The sequence below is a fragment of the Streptomyces sp. NPDC058335 genome (genome assembly GCF_042723915.1).
Classification (GTDB): Bacteria; Actinomycetota; Actinomycetes; order Streptomycetales; family Streptomycetaceae; genus Streptomyces.
On the sequence record NZ_JBHXHX010000007.1, the window covers coordinates 186,947 to 203,680 of the forward strand.

At 72.3% G+C, this 16,734-nt stretch carries 14 protein-coding genes; 6 read left to right on the top strand and 8 right to left on the bottom strand.

From position 1 onward, the window contains the following. Positions 1-11: 11 nt before the first annotated feature. On the bottom strand, positions 12-626 hold the full coding sequence (locus tag ACFWJX_RS15640; protein WP_383242386.1) for a cysteine hydrolase: 615 nt from the start codon (positions 624-626) through the stop codon (positions 12-14). A gap of 41 nt (positions 627-667) precedes the next feature. After that, on the bottom strand, positions 668-1,963 hold the full coding sequence (locus tag ACFWJX_RS15645) for an MFS transporter (protein ID WP_383242389.1): 1,296 nt from the start codon (positions 1,961-1,963) through the stop codon (positions 668-670). A gap of 137 nt (positions 1,964-2,100) precedes the next feature. Here ACFWJX_RS15645 and ACFWJX_RS15650 point away from each other — a divergent pair, with 137 nt between their 5' ends. The 3 genes from ACFWJX_RS15650 (at position 2,101) to ACFWJX_RS15660 (ending at position 6,444) form a co-directional block, all read left to right on the top strand. After that, complete coding sequence (locus ACFWJX_RS15650) at positions 2,101-3,045, top strand: LysR family transcriptional regulator (protein WP_383242392.1); 945 nt, start codon at positions 2,101-2,103, stop codon at positions 3,043-3,045. Between the two features lie 101 nt (positions 3,046-3,146). Continuing rightward, positions 3,147-5,396, top strand: coding sequence for an ArnT family glycosyltransferase (locus tag ACFWJX_RS15655; RefSeq protein ID WP_383242395.1), 2,250 nt, complete (start codon positions 3,147-3,149; stop codon positions 5,394-5,396). 244 nt (positions 5,397-5,640) lie between these two features. Continuing rightward, positions 5,641-6,444, top strand: coding sequence for an endonuclease I family protein (locus tag ACFWJX_RS15660; protein ID WP_383242398.1), 804 nt, complete (start codon positions 5,641-5,643; stop codon positions 6,442-6,444). Between the two features lie 67 nt (positions 6,445-6,511). Here ACFWJX_RS15660 and ACFWJX_RS15665 read toward each other — a convergent pair whose 3' ends face one another. Beyond that, positions 6,512-8,197: a thiamine pyrophosphate-binding protein gene (locus ACFWJX_RS15665; RefSeq protein ID WP_383242401.1), complete on the bottom strand. Its 1,686-nt coding sequence runs from the start codon at positions 8,195-8,197 to the stop codon at positions 6,512-6,514. Next, on the bottom strand, positions 8,194-9,162 hold the full coding sequence (speB, locus tag ACFWJX_RS15670) for an agmatinase (RefSeq protein ID WP_073498523.1): 969 nt from the start codon (positions 9,160-9,162) through the stop codon (positions 8,194-8,196). The genes ACFWJX_RS15665 and speB overlap by 4 nt, the downstream gene beginning before the upstream one ends. Before the next feature lie 194 nt (positions 9,163-9,356). On the opposite strand from speB, the gene ACFWJX_RS15675 reads away from it, so the two are divergent. Both ACFWJX_RS15675 and ACFWJX_RS15680 read left to right on the top strand, forming a co-directional pair. Then, a complete protein-coding gene (locus tag ACFWJX_RS15675) occupies positions 9,357-10,814 on the top strand; it encodes a PucR family transcriptional regulator ligand-binding domain-containing protein (RefSeq protein ID WP_383242404.1) in 1,458 nt (485 codons plus the stop codon). A 103-nt stretch (positions 10,815-10,917) separates the two neighbouring features. Next, positions 10,918-11,706 carry a phosphatase gene (locus ACFWJX_RS15680; RefSeq protein ID WP_383242407.1) on the top strand — a complete coding sequence of 263 codons (789 nt, stop codon included), beginning with the start codon at positions 10,918-10,920 and terminating at the stop codon, positions 11,704-11,706. A gap of 15 nt (positions 11,707-11,721) precedes the next feature. Here the strand turns inward: ACFWJX_RS15680 and ACFWJX_RS15685 are convergent, their stop codons facing one another. Genes ACFWJX_RS15685 through ACFWJX_RS15695 form a run of 3 tightly spaced genes read right to left on the bottom strand, consistent with a single transcriptional unit; the run spans position 11,722 to position 14,761 of the window. Then, positions 11,722-12,690, bottom strand: a complete 969-nt coding sequence (locus tag ACFWJX_RS15685; RefSeq protein ID WP_383242410.1) for a cation diffusion facilitator family transporter — start codon at positions 12,688-12,690, stop codon at positions 11,722-11,724. Between the two features lie 5 nt (positions 12,691-12,695). Continuing rightward, positions 12,696-13,568, bottom strand: a complete 873-nt coding sequence (locus tag ACFWJX_RS15690) for an acyl-CoA thioesterase (RefSeq protein ID WP_383242413.1) — start codon at positions 13,566-13,568, stop codon at positions 12,696-12,698. Positions 13,569-13,603: 35 nt separating this feature from the next. Continuing rightward, positions 13,604-14,761, bottom strand: a complete 1,158-nt coding sequence (locus ACFWJX_RS15695) for an acyl-CoA dehydrogenase family protein (protein ID WP_383242414.1) — start codon at positions 14,759-14,761, stop codon at positions 13,604-13,606. Positions 14,762-15,460: 699 nt separating this feature from the next. Between ACFWJX_RS15695 and ACFWJX_RS15700 the strand changes: the two genes are divergently transcribed. Next, positions 15,461-16,099 (top strand): TetR/AcrR family transcriptional regulator, encoded by a 639-nt coding sequence (locus ACFWJX_RS15700; RefSeq protein ID WP_383242417.1) that lies wholly within the window; start codon positions 15,461-15,463, stop codon positions 16,097-16,099. A 4-nt stretch (positions 16,100-16,103) separates the two neighbouring features. On the opposite strand, the gene ACFWJX_RS15705 is transcribed toward ACFWJX_RS15700, so the two are convergent. After that, positions 16,104-16,706, bottom strand: coding sequence for a TetR/AcrR family transcriptional regulator (locus ACFWJX_RS15705; protein ID WP_383242420.1), 603 nt, complete (start codon positions 16,704-16,706; stop codon positions 16,104-16,106). Positions 16,707-16,734 lie beyond the last annotated feature (28 nt).

Consider the following 16,734-nt stretch of genomic DNA (forward strand, 5'->3'; position numbering starts at 1 on the left):
CGCGGTTCGATTCAGTCGGCCCCGAGCAGGGTGTGCAACCGGGCGGTGTCGATGACGTGGGCCCGTGAGGGGAAGACGCGGTGCAGCAGGAGGTCGTGGACTTCGGGGTCGGGGTCGGCGACGCCGTCGGACAGGACGTACAGGAGGTAGTCGCGGTCGGCCGCGTCGACGACGGTGGACAGCACGGCGCCGCTGGTGCTGAGGCCGGAGACGACCAGCGTGGTGATCTCGCGCTCGCGCAGCCGCTCGTCGAGGTCGGTGGTGGACAGGCCGCCGTGGCGGACCTTGCGCACCACGATGTCGCCGTCCTGGGGCGCCAGGCGCTCGTGGACGGCGGTGACAGGGTCCTCGTGGTGCATGAGGCGGTGCCGGGCCAGCGGGGCGAAGGACTTGTTGGCGGCCGGGATCGCGTCCCAGTCGGCCTCGGTGAAGCCGACACGGACGTAGGCGACGGTGCCGCCGCCGGCACGAACGGCTGCGACGGCACCTTCCAGGCGGGCCGGCAGGGCTTCGCGGTCCCCGCCCTCGGGCAGCAGGGCCAGGATCGCGGGCTGGCAGTCCATGACGAGAAGGGCGGTGCGGGCGGGGTCGAGGGCGGGGACCGTGCACGCGGGGACGGTGCTCATGCGGGTGTTCTCCTTGCGGGTGATCGCTGCGGCTGGGGGTGTCACCTCGGGCTCCGGGCCAGATCTCGCCCGGGGTGCGGCGTGCGGTCGTGCCGGGGGAGCAGAAAGGGGGTGATCAGCATGAGAAGACCGGCGACGGCGATCGCCACGCGGGGGCCGGTGACGCCGGCCAGCAGGCCCCACAGCCCGGTCATGGCCGCGACGGTCGCCTTGCTGGTGACCGACCACGCCGACAGGGTGCGGGCGACCCGGTCCGTGGCCGTCCGGTCGAGCCGGTAGGCGGCGAACACCGGGTTGAACACGCCCATGCTGGTGATCAGCGCGAACTCGACCGCGATGACGAGCACGAGCCCGGCCACGCCGGGGCGGATGAAGGCCAGCCCGATCGACCAGCACGCGCGCAGGGTCCCGGCGGTGAGCATGACCTTGTGCCGGCCGAACCGTGCGACGAGCCGGGGGGCCAGCCGTGACCCGATGATGCCGCCGACGCAGGGCAGGCCGAACGCGAGGCCGTACTGCCAGGGGGCGAACCCGAGGTCGCCCAGCATGAGAACGGCGAGCAGCGGTGAAGTCGCCATGATCAGGCCGCTGACCAGGACCGTGTTGAAGAACAGCGGGCGCAGGGCCGGGTGGGCCAGGATGTACCGCCACCCTTCGAACAGCTCACCGAACCGGAACGGCGCCCCCTTCGTACCGGTCCGCACGGCGTGCGGCTCGCTCCCCCCGATCACACTCGTACCGGTCCGCACAGGGCGCGGCTCGCTCCCTCCGATCGCACGGATCCCCGCGGCCGAGAGCAGATAGCTGACCGCGTCGGTCGCCACGGTCAGCACCGGGCCGAAGAACCCGATGGCGGCGGTGCCGACCGGCGGTCCGAGCACGGTGGCGGTCCAGTTCGTGGACTCGAATCGCCCGCTCGCGACGAGCAGGTCCTCCGGCCGCACGAGCGCCTTCAGATACGCGCCGCTGGCCGCGTTGAAGGCGATGTCGGCCGCACCGACGACGACGGACACCACCAGGAGCTGGACGAAGCCGAGCAGGCCGAGTGCGTACGCGACGGGGACACTCATCAGTGCCACGAACCGGGTCAGATCCATCGCGACCATCACCGGCCGCTTGCGGCGGAACTCCACCCACGGGCCGAGCGGCACCGCCACCACGGCCCCCACCGCCAGCCCTGTCGCGGCCAGCAGCGACACCTCGGTCGGCCCGGCGTGCAGCACGAGGATCGCGATCAGGGCGAACGCGTCGAACGCGAGCCGCGTGCCGAACGTGCTGACCGCGTACGCCGCCCACAGCCACCCGAACCGCCGGCCCAGCCGTCTCCTGGCCACCACGCTCAGCGCACCCCTTGATGTCCACCCGAACAAGCCGACGTTGACCGGTGAGAGCAAAGCTGGCAGCACAGCAGCAGGTCAAACAACCAAGGCGCCGGGGAGCCACAACCCCACGTTGTGCACTAAGGTGCGTCGGCGTGGACCTCGACACCGCCCGGACCTTCGTCGCCGCCGCCGACGCGGGACAGTTCCAGGAAGCCGCCGCCGAGCTGGCGGTCACCCAGCAGGCAGTCTCCAAGCGCATCGCCGCGCTGGAGCGCGAGCTGGGCGTGCGGCTGTTCACCCGCACCGCGCGTGGTGCCGAACTCACCATCGACGGGCAGGCGTTCCTGCCCCACGCGCGCGAACTGCTGCGCGTCGCCGAGCGCGCGGTCGCGTCCGTACGCACCGGCAGCCGTCCGCTGCGCGTCGACGTGCTCGCCTCGCGCAGCGCGGCGTCGGGCCTGATGCGCGGCTTCCACCGCGCGCACCCCGGGATCGAGTTGGACGTGGTGTGGCTGTTCGACATCGAGACGGCCGTCGCCGCCATCCGGTCCGGTGCGATCGACGCGTCCTTCCGTGCCGTCGCCGTGCCCGGCAGGCCCCTTCCCGAGGACATCGAGTCCGTCCGGGTGCTCGACGAGCCGCTCCAGCTCCTCACCGGCCCCGCCCACGCGCTGGCGGGCGCCCGCTCGGTGACCGTCGCCCAACTCGCCGGGCACCGGATCTGGATGCCCGGCATCGTCCCCGGTACCGAGTGGGCCGCCTACTACGACGACCTCGTCGCCGAGTTCGGCCTCACCATCGAGGCGACCGGTCCCAACTTCGGCTCCGACGCGCTCCTGGACACCGTGGCCGACACCCCGGCCCTGGCCACCTTCATGGGCGAGCAGACCCGCCTCGTCTGGCCCGCCGGCCACGACCTGAGGCGCATCCCGGTGACCGACCCGACGCCCGTCTACCCGCACTCGCTGATCTGGCGCCGCGACAACCCGCATCCCGCACTCGCCACACTCCGCGACCACCTCGGCTCCGCACAGCCCGACCGGCCCGGCAGCGCGGTTTGGACGCCCTCCTGGACGCCGGCGTGGACACAGCGGTAAGCAGCACGGCGTCAGCCATCGGAAACGCTCTCCCGCCCACTCACAGGCCGGACCCAGGCTGAGCACAGCCCGCGCTCATCGGCCGTCTGCACCGTGCAGTGGTGACCTCTGCCACCGATCCCCTCCCCCACCCGACCGTGTCCACGGACCCGCTGCGGCCCACGGCGCCTCCGACGGCGAGCCCTGGGTCGACCCCGACGTCGGCCCCGCCACCGGTCCCGGCGGCGCCCCCGCCGGACAGGGCGCCGCGCTGGTCGCTCCCCGCGCTGCTCGCGATCCTGGTCCTGGCGGCGGTGCTCTACGGCTGGAACCTCTCCGGCTCCGGGCTCAACAGCTTCTACAGCGCCGCCGTACTGAGCGGCACCCAGAGCTGGAAGGCCTGGTTCTTCGGCTCGTTGGACGCGGGGAACTTCCTCACCGTCGACAAGCCACCGTTCGCCCTGATGGTGATGGGCCTGTCCTGCCGCGTGTTCGGCTTCGGGACCTGGCAGATGATGCTGCCACTGATCCTGACCGCCCTCGGCACGATCTGGATCCTGCACTCCTCCGTGAAGCGGGTGTGGGGCCACGGCGCGGCGACGGTCGCCGCGCTGGTCCTCGCGTTGACCCCGATCACCGTGGCCATCAACCGCGACAACAACCCCGACACCCTGCTGGTGTTCCTGATGGTGGGCGGCGCGGCACTGGCCCTGCGGGCCGTGCACAACGGCAGGCTGCTGCCGCTGCTCGGCTCGGCCGCCTGCTTCGGCCTCGCCTTCAACACCAAGATGCTCCAGGGCTACATCGCGCTGCCCGCGGTCTTCGCGGTCTACCTGTACGCGGCGAAGCCCAAGCTGGTGAAGCGGCTGCTCAACCTGGCCGCCGCGGCCGTGGTCCTCGCGGTCTCCAGCTTCTGGTGGGCGGCGGCCGTCTCCCTGGTCCCGGCCGACGAGCGGCCCTACATCGGCGGCTCGACCGACGGCACGGCCTGGAACCTGATCATGGGCTACAACGGCCTCGGCCGGGTCCTCGGCGGCGAGGGCAACGGCGGCGGAGGCGGGGGCGGAGGCGGCGGCTTCTCCGGTACCGCCGGCATCGGCCGGATGTTCAACGACATCCTCGGCGGCCAGATCTCCTGGCTGATCCCCTTCGCGGCCATCGCGTTCGTCGGCGGCCTCGTCCTGTGCGGGCGCGCCCCGCGTACGGACCTCACCCGCGCCGCGCTGGTGATGTGGGGCGGCTGGACCGCCCTGCACTACCTGACCTTCGCCATGGCCGAGGGCACCATGCACCCGTACTACACGACCGCCCTCGCCCCGGGCATCGCGGCGCTGTGCGGGGGCGGCGGCCTGATGCTGCTCCGCGCCTTCCGCGCCGACAGGCGGTGGGCGTGGGTGCTGCCGCTCGCCCTCGCGGTCACGGCCGGCTGGGCGATCGTGCTGCTGCGCCGCGCCTCCGGCTGGAACACCTGGCTGTGGCCGGCCGTCGGCGTCGTCATGGCGCTGGCGATCGTGGGGCTGCTCGTCTTCCGCTCGGGCAACCGGGCCCGCCTGCTGGCGGCTTCGGTGGCCGCGGCGGTCGTCGCCTCGGTGGCCGGTCCGGCGGCGTACGCCTGGTCGGTGCCGTCCGGTTCGGGCGGCGCGATGGGCGGTACGAATCCGACGGCCGGACCCACGACCGGGAGCGGCGGCTTCGGCGGCGGCCGTCCCGGGGGCGGCGGTGACCGTGGCGGTTTCCCTGGCACCGGCGGCGAACAGGACGCGCAGGGCACGCAGGCCGAGGGACAGCCAGGCGGCCAGGCGGGCGGTACGCCTCCCGGCGGCGCGGCGGGTGAAGGCGGTACGGCCCCGGGTGGCACCGCGGCCGAAGGCGGCACCGGTGCGGGCGACGGGCCCGGCGGTACCGGCACGGGAGGCGGCGGCATGGGCGGGGGCGGCGCGAGCACCGAGCTGCTCTCGTACCTGAAGAAGAACCAGGACGGCGCCAAGTGGCTGCTCGCGGTGTCGAGTTCACAGTCCGCCGCGCAGCTCATCCTCAGCAGCGGTGAGCCGGTGATCTCCATGTGGGGCTGGTCCGGCTCCGACAACGCGATGACGCTGGCCAGGCTGAAGGAACTGGTGAAGAAGGGCGAGCTGCACTACATCCAGCTCGGCGGCGGCATGGGAGGCGGCGGCATGGGAGGCGGCGGTATGGGCGGCGGCTCCACGGCCAACTCCGAGGTGACGGAGTGGGTGCAGAAGAACGGGACGGCGGTGGAGGAGAGCGACTACAGCGCGACTCCGAGCACGACGTCCGATTCGTCCGCGGCCTCCGAGTCGACCTCGACCTCCGAGTCGACGGTCTACCGCCTGGACGCCTCGGACGTGACCTGACCACGGACTGACGCGGACTGACTCCAACTGACCGCGCGTCGGCCGCCACACCGGCCCGCACAGCGGCAACGGCCCCTGACTCTCCCGTCAGGGGCCGTTTCACGCCATCAACTCGCGTGGACAAGGGGCAGTTTGCCGGTTCCCGTCATCTGATCGACACGTCAGATTCATTGCCTTGACCGCATGTGCATGTCACTCTCCCGATTGCCGCCTCCAATCCACACGCGTAGATCGGACACCCCACATGCTGGCGACACGCATACGCCGATGGAAGTCGGTGGCCCTTGCCACCACTGCCGTACTGGTCGGCCTCACCGCGCCCGCGCTCACCGCGACCCCCGCCGCGGCGACCACGACCGCGTACGACTCGACGTACTACAAGAACGCGGTCGGCAAGACGGGTACGAGCCTGAAGTCCTCGCTGCACACGATCATCACGCCCCAGACGAAGCTGTCCTACTCGGCTCTGTGGGAAGCGCTGAAGGTCACCGACCAGGACCCGAACAACAGCTCCAACGTGAAGCTGCTGTACTCGGGCATCTCCCGCAGCAAGTCGCTCAACGGCGGCAACAGCGGCAACTGGAACCGCGAGCACGTGTGGGCCCAGTCGCACGGCGACTTCGGCACCTCGGCGGGTCCCGGCACCGACCTGCACCACATCCGCCCCGAGGACGTGACGGTCAACGCCGTCCGCGGCAACAAGGACTTCGACAACGGCGGCAGCAGCTTCACCAACTCCGGCGGCAGCCTCACCGACTCGAACTCCTTCGAGCCGCGTGACGCCGTCAAGGGCGACGTGGCCCGCATGATCCTCTACATGGCCGTCCGCTACGAGGGCGACGACGGCTGGCCCAACCTGGAGCCCAACGACCTCGTCACCAACGGCAGCGTGCCCTACCACGGCCGCCTCTCCGTCCTGAAGGCGTGGAACGACGAGGACCCGCCGGACGCCTTCGAGGAGCGCCGCAACCAGGCCATCTACGACACCTACCAGCACAACCGCAACCCGTTCATCGACCACCCGGAGTGGGTCGAGGCGATCTGGTAGGCGAACGGACCCGGAACACGACCCGGCCGGCCATGAGGGAATCGCCCCTCGCGGCCGGCCGCTGTCGTCAGTCCACGTGGGTAGGGGCGAACATGCGCAGTACCGCCGACAGGACCAGCACCGACGGGCCCGGCGACGCCAAGGCCTTCGCCAGGTCCGTTTCCAGGGATTCCGGGGTGGTACGCAGGGCCGGGACACCGAAGGACTCGGCGAGGGCGACGTGGTCGGGGCCGTTCAGTTCCGTGACGGTGGCCCGGCCGAAGGCGTCCGTCATGTACTCGCGGAGGATGCCGTAGCCGCCGTCGTCGACGATCAGCCAGGTGACGTTCAGGCCGTACTGCTTGGCCGTGGCCAGCTCGGCGATCGAGTAGAGGGCGCCGCCGTCGCCGGACACCGCCAGCACCGGGCGGGTCGGGTCGGCGGCCGCCGCGCCGAGGGCCGCCGGGAAGCCGTAGCCGAGGCCGCCCGCGCCCTGGGCGGAGTGCATGTGGTTCGAGCCCTTGGGGTCGAAGGCCGACCAGGCCCAGTACGCCAGGATCGTCATGTCCCAGAAGGACGGGGAGTCGGCGGGGAGCGCCTTGCGGACGGACGCCAACAGTTGCTTCTCCAGCGTCAGTTCCTGGGACGCGATGCGTTCCGAGACGCGGGAGAGGACCGTGCGTACGCGTTCCGGTGCCGTCGGGTCGCGGCGTTCCGGGGCCGTTTCCAGGAGGGCCTGGATCGCGAGGCGGGCATCCGCGTGGATGCCGAGGGCCGGGTGGTTGGCCTCCAGTTTGCCGAGGTCGGCCTCGATCTGGATGACGCGGCCGCGCGGCTTGAACGTGTGGTAGTTCGAGGAGAGTTCGCCGAGGCCCGAGCCGATCACCAGCAGGACGTCCGCGTCCTCCAGGAAGTCCGTGGTGTGCCGGTCCTCGAGCCAGGACTGGAGGGACAGGGGGTGGGTCCACGGGAAGGCGCCCTTGCCGCCGAAGGTGGTGACGACGGGGGCGTCGAGACGTTCGGCGAGCTTGCGGAGCTTGCCGGAGGCGTCCGCGCGGACCACTCCGCCGCCGGCGATGATCGCCGGGCGGTCGGCCTTCGACAGCAGGTCGGCGGCGACCGCGGTCAGTTCGGGGCGCGGGGGGAGTTCCTCGGGGAAGGCGTCGCCGACCGTGACCACGGGGATCGCCGTCTCTGCCAGCAGTACGTCCTGCGGGATCTCCACCCACACCGGTCCGTGCGGGGCCGTCAGCGCCGACTTCCAGGCCGCCTCCAGCGCGGACGGGATCTGGGACTGGGTGCGGACCGTGTGGACCGACTTCACCACGCCCCGGAACGAGGCCGCCTGGTCGGGGAGTTCGTGGAGGTAGCCGTGGCGGCCGCCGCCGAGGCCGCGCGTGGGGATCTGGCTGCTGATCGCCAGGACGGGGGCGGAGGCCGCCGCCGCCTCCTGGAGAGCGGCGAGCGAGGTCAGCGCGCCGGGCCCCGTCGACAGCAGCAGCGGCGCCGCCTCACCGGTGATGCGGCCGTACGCGTCCGCCGCGAAGCCCGCGTTGTTCTCCACCCGCAGGCCGATGTAGCGCAGGTCGGAGCGGCTCAGCGCGTCGAACATGCCGAGCGCGTGCTGGCCGGGCAGCCCGAAGACGGTGGTCGCGCCGAGCCCGGCCAGCGTCTCCACGACCAGGTCTCCGCCGTTGCGGCCGGGCGGCGGGTTCAGCGCGGCCTCCGTCTGGGCCGGCGTCGGACGGAGCACCAGGTCGTGGTCGTGAGTCACTTCGCGCGGGCCTCTGCAATCTGGCGGGACATGATCGTGGTCAGTTCGTACGCCGTGTGCGATGCCGCCACCGACGTGATCTCCGCGTGATCGTACGCGGGCGCCACCTCGACGACGTCCGCCGAGACGAGGTGGCAGGAGGCCAGACCACGCAGGATCTCCAGCAGTTCGCGGGAGGTCATGCCGCCAGCCTCGGGCGTGCCGGTGCCGGGCGCGTGGGCCGGGTCGAGGCAGTCGATGTCGATGGAGATGTAGAGGGGGCGGTCGCCGATGCGCTGGCGCAGCTGGTCGGCGATCTCGTCGACGCCGCGCCGCATCACGTCCGCGGAGGTGACGATGCCGAAGCCCATCTTCTCGTCGTCGGTGAGGTCCTGCTTGCCGTAGAGGGGGCCGCGGGTGCCGACGTGCGAGAGGGCGGAGGTGTCGAGGATGCCCTCCTCGACGGCCCGGCGGAACGGCGTGCCGTGCGTGTACTCGGCGCCGAAGTAGGTGTCCCAGGTGTCGAGGTGGGCGTCGAAGTGGAGCAGGGCGACCGGGCCGTGCTTCTTGGCGACCGACCTGAGCAGCGGGAGGGCGATGGTGTGGTCGCCGCCGAGGGTCATCAGGCGGGCGCCGGTGCCCAGCAGGTCGTCGGCCGCCGCCTCGACGGTCTCGACGGCCTCGTTGATGTTGAACGGGTTCACGGCGATGTCGCCGCCGTCCGCGACCTGGGCGAGGGCGAAGGGGGAGGCATCCTGGGCCGGGTTGTAGGGCCGCAGCAGCCGGGAGGCCTCGCGGATCGCGTTGCCGCCGAAGCGGGCGCCCGGCCGGTACGAGACGCCGGAGTCGAACGGCACGCCCACGACGGCGACGTCGGCGCGGCCGACCTCGTCGAGGCGGGGCAGCCGGGCGAAGGTCGCGGGTCCGGCGTACCGCGGGACGCGGGAGGAGTCGACCGGGCCGCGGGGCGTCTCGTTGCTGCTCATCTGCTGCCTTCTTTCCTACGCGTCGTCGCGTATGTACCGCTCTGTACCGCTCGATACGACTGTACTGGGGACGCGGGACGGGGTTCGGACACGAGTTCGGCGTCCCGGTCGGGACGACCCTAGAGGGCCGGACGGCGACTGCGAAGTGTACGTTTCCTCCATTGAGGTCGCGCTGGACAGAGGAAACGCACACCATGCCGGATCCCACGGTTCCGCCCACTCCGCCCGTGCCCCTCGCGTCCCTGCTGGCCCGCGAGGACCTGGCCCTGCGACAGATCGCCGGGCCCCGCCATCCGGGCCTGGCCGTCCACTGGGCGCACACCTCGGAGATGGCCGACCCGTACCCGTATCTGCTGGGCGGTGAGCTGCTGCTGACGGCCGGCGTGCACATTCCGGAGGCGGCGGGGTCGGGCACGTACTTCGACGACTACGTCTCGCGGATCGTGGCGGCGGGCGGCGCGGCGCTCGGGTTCGGCCTGGCGCCGGTGCACGACACCGTGCCGCGCGCCCTGGTCGCCGCCTGCGACGCCTATGAGCTGCCGCTCCTGGAGGTGCCGCCGCAGACCACCTTCTCCGGCGTGGCCCGCGCGGTCTGGCAGCTCATGGCCCAGGCCCGGCACGCCGAGCTGCGCCGGGTCACCGAGGCCCAGCAGAGCCTCGCCTCCGCCGCCTCCCGCCCGGACCCGGTGCCGTCGGTGCTGCGGCAACTGGCCCGGCGGGTGGGCGGACGGGCGGTGCTGTACGGGCCGGAGGGCACGGAGATCGCGGCGGCGGGGAGGGAGCCGGGCAGCGAGGTGGGACCGGCGCTGGCCGAGCTGGCGCGGGTGGTCCGGCCGGGCAGCCGCCCCGCCCCCGCCTCCGCCACCGACACCACCGGCGGCACCCATCTCGCCGCCTACGCCCTCGGAGCCGGCCGGGGCTTCGTGCTCGGGGTCGCCGTTGCCCGCCGCGAACCCGGTGATCACACCATCGCCTCCGTCGCCGCCGTCCTGCTCTCGCTGCTCACCGGTGAGCACCGGAGCGGCACGGAGGCGGCCCGCTCCTCGGCCCTCGTACGGCTGCTGCTCGGGGCCCCGCCGGAATCCGTGGCCCCGCTGCTGGGCGGGGAGCGGTGGCAGGTGGTGCACGGGCGGCCCGAGGGGCAGGACCCGGACGCGGTGGCCGCCTCCGCGCTGGGCGCCGCGCTCGGGTCGCCGCTGGTCGACCTCGGGGACGGGATCGTACGGGTACTGGTGCCGGGCGAGCGGGAGCCGGTCGCGCAGCCGGGGTGGACGCTGGGGGTCGGTGACGCCGCGGCCCCCGCCGACTGGCCGGCCGCCGACACCCGCGCGGGGCGTGCCCTGGCCCGCGCCCGCGCCACCCGCGCGCCCCTGGTCCGGCACGGCGCCCGCCCGGCGCTCGCCGACCTGGTGCCGCCGGACGAGGCCGAGGCGCACGCCCGTACGCTGCTCGCTCCCCTCGGCGAGACCCTCGCCGACACCCTGCGCAGCTGGCTGTCCCTGCACGGCAGTTGGGACCGTACGGCGGTGGCGCTGGGCGTGCACCGCAACACCGTGCGGCAGCGGATCGCGCGCTGCGCCGCCCTGCTGAGGACGGACCTGGACGACCCGGACGTACGGATGGAACTGTGGTTCGCCCTGCGGCAGCGGTGAGTTCGACGAAGGACGGGAAAGCGCGTGGCCAGGGCGAGTGACCCACGTCCCAGCGTCCGGGACACCGGAGACTCCCACCGGCCGCTGCCTCACAATGGAGACCATGCCGATACCCGGGACACCCAGCCGCGCCGAGCTCGTCGAGCACCTTGTGAAGACCCGTATCGCGGGTGACGTCGCCACCCCGCGCGAGAACAACCTCTCCCACTACCGCCAGTTGGCCAACGGCGTCCGCAACTTCTGGCTCGGACTGGAGCTCGGCGACCGCTGGACCGACGAGCAGGACGTGCTCGCGGTGATGGCGGAGCGGGTCGGCGTCAACGACGACCCCGAGTACCGCTACGGCCAGGACACCATCGACCCCCAGCTGACGGTCGACGGCCTGGAACGGCTCGCCGGGCGACTGCGCAAGGCGGCCGAGGACCGGCAGCGGGTGCTGTTCGCCACCGGTCACCCGGGCGGTCTGCTGGACGTGCACCGGGCCACCGCGGACGCGCTGCGCGGGGCGGGCTGCGAGATCGTCGTCATCCCGGACGGACTCCAGACGGACGAGGGTTACGTCATGCAGTTCGCGCAGGTCGCGGTCCTGGAGCACGGCGCCACCCTGTGGCACACCCATTCGGGCGAACCGATGAAGGCGATCCTGACCGCCCTGGAGCGCGAGGGGCGCCCGCTGCCGGACCTGGTCGTCGCCGACCACGGCTGGGCGGGCTACGCCGGACAGCACGGCGTGGACTCCGTCGGGTACGCCGACTGCAACGACCCGGCGCTGTTCCTCGCCGAGTCGGAGGGCACCGTCCAGGTGGCGGTCCCCCTCGACGACCACGTCCTCAGCCCCCGCCACTACGACCCGATGACGGCGTTCCTGTTGGCGGAGGCCGGTCTCGCCTAGGACGGCGGCCGGCCCTCACGACCAGGGGTTGAGCCCCTCCCTCCGGCGCTGGGCGTACCCCGGCGTCGGGTCGAGGTACACGCGGGTGACCGCGGGGAAGACCTCCCGCAGCCGGGCCTCGGCCTGCTCGCAGGCCCACTCGATCTGGGCGGCGGTGGACACGTCCCGGAAGTCGACCTTCGCCGCGACCAGGGCCTCGCGGGGTCCCTGGACCAGGGTGGTCAGTTCGAGTACGGCCTCGATGTGCGCGGACTCCAGCAGCTCCGCGCGGATGCGCTCCCGCATCGGCTTCGGCAGCGGGCGGCCGATGAGGAGTTCGGCGTTGGAGCGGCCCAGCACCCAGGCGACGTACAGCAGCAGGACGCCGATGCACAGGGAGGCGGCGCCGTCCCAGGCGCCGGAGCCGGTGAGCTGCCCGCCGAGCAGGCCGCCCGCGGCGAGGACGAGGCCGGCGAGGGCGGCGGAGTCCTCCAGGACGACGGCCTTCACGGCGGTGTCGGGGGTGTGCCGGAGGTACAGCCGGAAGGGCGCCCTGAGCCGGGCCGCCTCGCCTCGGGCCTGCCGCAGTCCCGTCCGCAGCGAGTAGCCCTCCAGCAGGAAGGCGACGCCGAGGACGATGTACGAGACGAGCGGATCGCCGAGGTCCTCGCCCTCGACGAGGGTGTGGACGCCGTCGTAGAGGGAGAAGACCGCGCCGCCGACGAAGGTGGCGACGGCGGCGAGCAGGGCCCAGATGTACCGCTCGGGGCCGTGGCCGAGGGGGTGGTCCTCGTCGGCCGGTTTCCCGCTGCGTCTGAGGGCGGTCAGCAGCATGATCTCGGTAACCGTGTCGGCGACCGAATGCGCCGCCTCCGACAGCATCGCGCTGGATCCGCTGATCACACCGGCGACCGCCTTGGCGAGCGCGATCCCGAGATTGGCGACGGCGGCGACGATCACCGTGAAGGTGCTCTCGCCGCCGCCCTGTTCCTCTGCTGTGGCCATGCCCCTCAGTCTTCCCGAGGGACGCGCACCACACCTTCCTGGATCACCGACACGGCGAGCTGCCCGTCCTGCGTGTAGATACGGGCCTGGCCGAGGCCGCGGCCGCCGTGCGCCGACGGCGACTCCTGGTCGTACAGCAGCCACTCGTCGGCGCGGAACGGCCGGTGGAACCACATCGCGTGGTCCAGCGACGCCCCCACCACGTCCCCGACGGCCCAGCCGCCGCGGCCGTGCGCGAGGAGCACGGAGTCCAGGAGGGTCATGTCGGAGACGTAGGTGGCGAGGACGACGTGCAGCAGCGGGTCGTCCGCGAGCTTGCCGTTGGTGCGGAACCAGACCTGGCTGTGCGGCTCGCGCGGCTCACCGAACCTCCCGTACGGCGGCTCCTCGACGTACCGCAGGTCGATGGCCTGCCGGGCCTCCAGGAACCGCTCGACCACGTCCCGCGGGAGATGGTCGTAGCCCCGCAGGCGTTCCTCGGAGGTCGGCAGGGTCGCCGGATCCGGGGAGGCGGGCATCGGGGTCTGGTGGTCGAGGCCCTCCTCGTACGTCTGGAAGGACGCCGAGAGGGTGAAGATCGGCCGGCCGTGCTGGACCGCGACCGCGCGGCGGGTGGTGAAGGAGCGGCCGTCGCGGATGCGCTCGACGGTGTAGACGATGGGCGCTCCCGGATCGCCCATGCGGAGGAAGTACGCGTGCAGGGAGTGGGCGTGCCGGTCGGCGGGGACCGTACGCCCGGCGGCGACCAGCGCCTGGGCCGCCACCTGACCGCCGAAGACGCGGGGGACGACGGCGGACCGGGAGCGGCCACGGAAGATGTTCTCCTCGATCTGCTCGAGGTCGAGCAGATCGAGGAGATCCTGTAGTGCCTGGCTCATGAGAACTGTTGTACCGGGCAGTAATTGCGGCCGGCTTACAGACCCATGTCCTTGGCGATGATCGACTTCATGATCTCGCTGGTGCCGCCGTAGATGCGGTTGACGCGGTTGTCCGCGTACAGGCGGGCGATCGGGTACTCGTTCATGTAGCCGTAGCCGCCGTGCAGCTGGAGGCAGCGGTCGATGACGCGGTGGGCGACCTCGGTGCAGAACAGCTTGGCGCTGGCGGCCTCGGCGGGGGTCAGCTCACCGGCGTCCAGGGCCTCCGTGGCGCGGTCGGCGACGGCCTCGGCCGCGTCCACCTCGGCCTGGCAGGCGGCCAGCTCGAACTTGGTGTTCTGGAAGTGGGCGACCGGCTTGCCGAAGACGGTGCGCTCGCGCACGTACTCCGTGGCGAACCGGACGGCCGCCTTCGCCTGGGCATAGGCGCCGAAGGCGATGCCCCAGCGCTCCGAGGCGAGGTTGTGACCGAGGTAGGAGAAGCCCTTGTTCTCCTCGCCGAGCAGGTCCTCGACCGGCACCTTGACGTCGACGAAGGCCAGCTCGGCCGTGTCGGAGGTGCGCAGGCCCAGCTTGTCCAGCTTGCGGCCGATGGAGTAGCCCTCGGACTTGGTGTCCACCGCGAAGAGGGAGATGCCGAAGCGGCGGTCCTCGGCGGTCGGGGCGGAGGTGCGGGCGCAGACGATCACCTTGTCGGCGTGGACGCCGCCCGTGATGAAGGTCTTCGAGCCGTTGAGGACGTAGTGCGTGCCGTCCTCGCTCAGCCTGGCCGTGGTCTTCATGCCCGCGAGGTCGGAACCGGTGCCCGGCTCCGTCATCGCGATGGCCCACATCTCCTCGCCGGAGACGAACTTCGGCAGGAAACGCTTCTTCTGCTCGTCGGTGGCGAGCATCTTGATGTACGGCAGGGCGAGCAGGACGTGCACGCCGGAGCCGCCGAACTGGACGCCGGCGCGGGCGGTCTCCTCGTAGAGGACGGCCTCGAACTTGTGGCTGTCCAGACCCGCGCCGCCGAACTCCTCGGGGACGTTGATCCCGAAGATGCCCAGCTCGCCGAGCTTGTAGTAGAACTCCCGCGGGGCCTGGCCGGCGGCGAACCACTCGTCGTAGACGGGTACGACCTCGGCCTCGATGAAGGCGCGAAGGGTCTCCCGGAATGCCTCGTGATCCTCGTTGAACACCGTACGGCGCACGCCGCCACCTCCACGTACCTCGGCCCTGTCTAAGCGCTTGCTCATTCACCGTACCGGCGAGTACGGGGTGCGTCCAGGGTGGGTACGGGGTAACGCTCGTCACGCCCACCGCCCCCTGGGGCCCCGCCCCAGACCCCGGAACCCTTCCCACCCGACCCACCCGACTCGGTCGGCCGAGAGGCCCGACTCGCTCCGGGGCTCGGCCCCGGACCCCGGCGGGGGCTCCGCCCCCTGCACCCCCGGAAGTCTCCCACCCGACCCACCCGACCTACCCGACTCGGTCGCCCGAGAGGTGAGCCCTCCCGGGGCTCCGCCCCGGACCCCGCGGGGGCTCCGCCCCCTGCACCCCCACGCACCCGCACCCCCACGCACCCCGCACCCCCAGCGCCGCCGGATCCTCGCGCCCCACCGCGCGACCCTGGGATCCCGGACCCTCACGCCCCACCGCGCGACCTCGGACCCCGACCCTCACGCCCCACCGCGCGACCTTGGGACGGACCCCCGACCCGCGCGACATCCGGGAACCTCGGGTCGCGACTCCACGGCCCGCCCCCCCCGAAGCCCGGGATCCCTGCACCGGGCCATCCAACCGCCATCCAAGCCCCGGAGCCCCGGTAACCACCGCACCCTCAGGCACCGTGATAGCCTCTAACAAACCCGTGTAGCTATAGCCGACCACCCACGGAAGGGGCCCCACGCATGGCCGGAACCACCAGCGCCGAGAGCCCCCGCGAGCGGTACCGCGCTCAGGTGCGGGCCGAGGTGAAGGAGCGGGCCTGGAAGCAGATCGCGGCGGCCGGGGCCTCCGCCTTGTCGCTCAATGCGATCGCCCGGCAGATGGGGATGAGCGGGCCCGCGCTGTACCGGTACTTCGGCAGCCGGGACGAGCTGATCACCGAGTTGATCAGGGACGCGTACCGCAGCCTGGCCGACGCAGTCCGCGCCGCCGACGGCGATGTCGCCTCGCTGGCCTACGCCCTGCGCGCGTGGGCGCTGGCGGATCCGCACCGGTACTTCCTGGTCTACGGCACGCCCGTGCCGGGCTATCACGCGCCCGACGACATCACCGCCATCGCGTCCGAGATCATGGCCCGCCTGCTCGACGCCTTCGCCGAGCTGCCCGGCGGCGACGCGCAGACGCCGTTCGACGCACATCTCGCCGAGCACCGGGAGTGGGCGGACGGCCACCCCGCCCCGTCCCCGGCCCCGCGCCGGGCGCTGGCCTTCTGGACCCGGCTGCACGGCGCGCTGTCCCTGGAGCTGGCCGGCCACTTCACCGGGATGGGCTTCGATCCCGCGCTGCTCTTCGCCGCCGAGCTGGAGAGTCTCAGCGACTGACCCCCTACGCCTCCGCCTCCGCCGCCGAGCCGAAGGCGCCTCTCGCCATGCGGTGGAGGAGGTCCGCCGTGGCTCCCCGGCCGGGGAGGGAGCCCGCCCTGCCCAGGTGCGGGGTGGAGTTCAGGAGTCCGAACACCGAGTGCACGGCGGACCGGGCCGCCGGTTCGGTCAGCGCCGGGTACACCCCGCGGACGACCTCCACCCACAGCTCGACGTACTGCCGCTGCAACTGCCGTACCAGCTTGCGGTCGCTGTCGCGGAGGCGGTCCAGCTCGCGGTCGTGCAGGGTGATGAGGGGACGGTCGTCGAGCGCGAAGTCGATGTGCCCCTCGATGAGCGAGTCGAGGACCGCCTCGCCCCCGCCCCCGTCGGCCTCCTGCATCCGGCGCCGCGCGCCGGTCAGCAGCTGGCCGCTGATCCCGACCAGCAACTCCGCGAGCATCGCGTCCTTGCCGGGGAAGTGCCGGTAGAGGCCGGGTCCGCTGATGCCGACCGCGGCTCCTATCTCGTCCACGCCGACGCCGTGGAACCCGCGTTCGGCGAACAGCCGCGCGGCCTCCTTGAGGATCTGCTCGCGGCGGGTGGGGGCGTCGGTTCTGGTGGCCATGAAAACAATTCTAGACATCGAGGTTAGC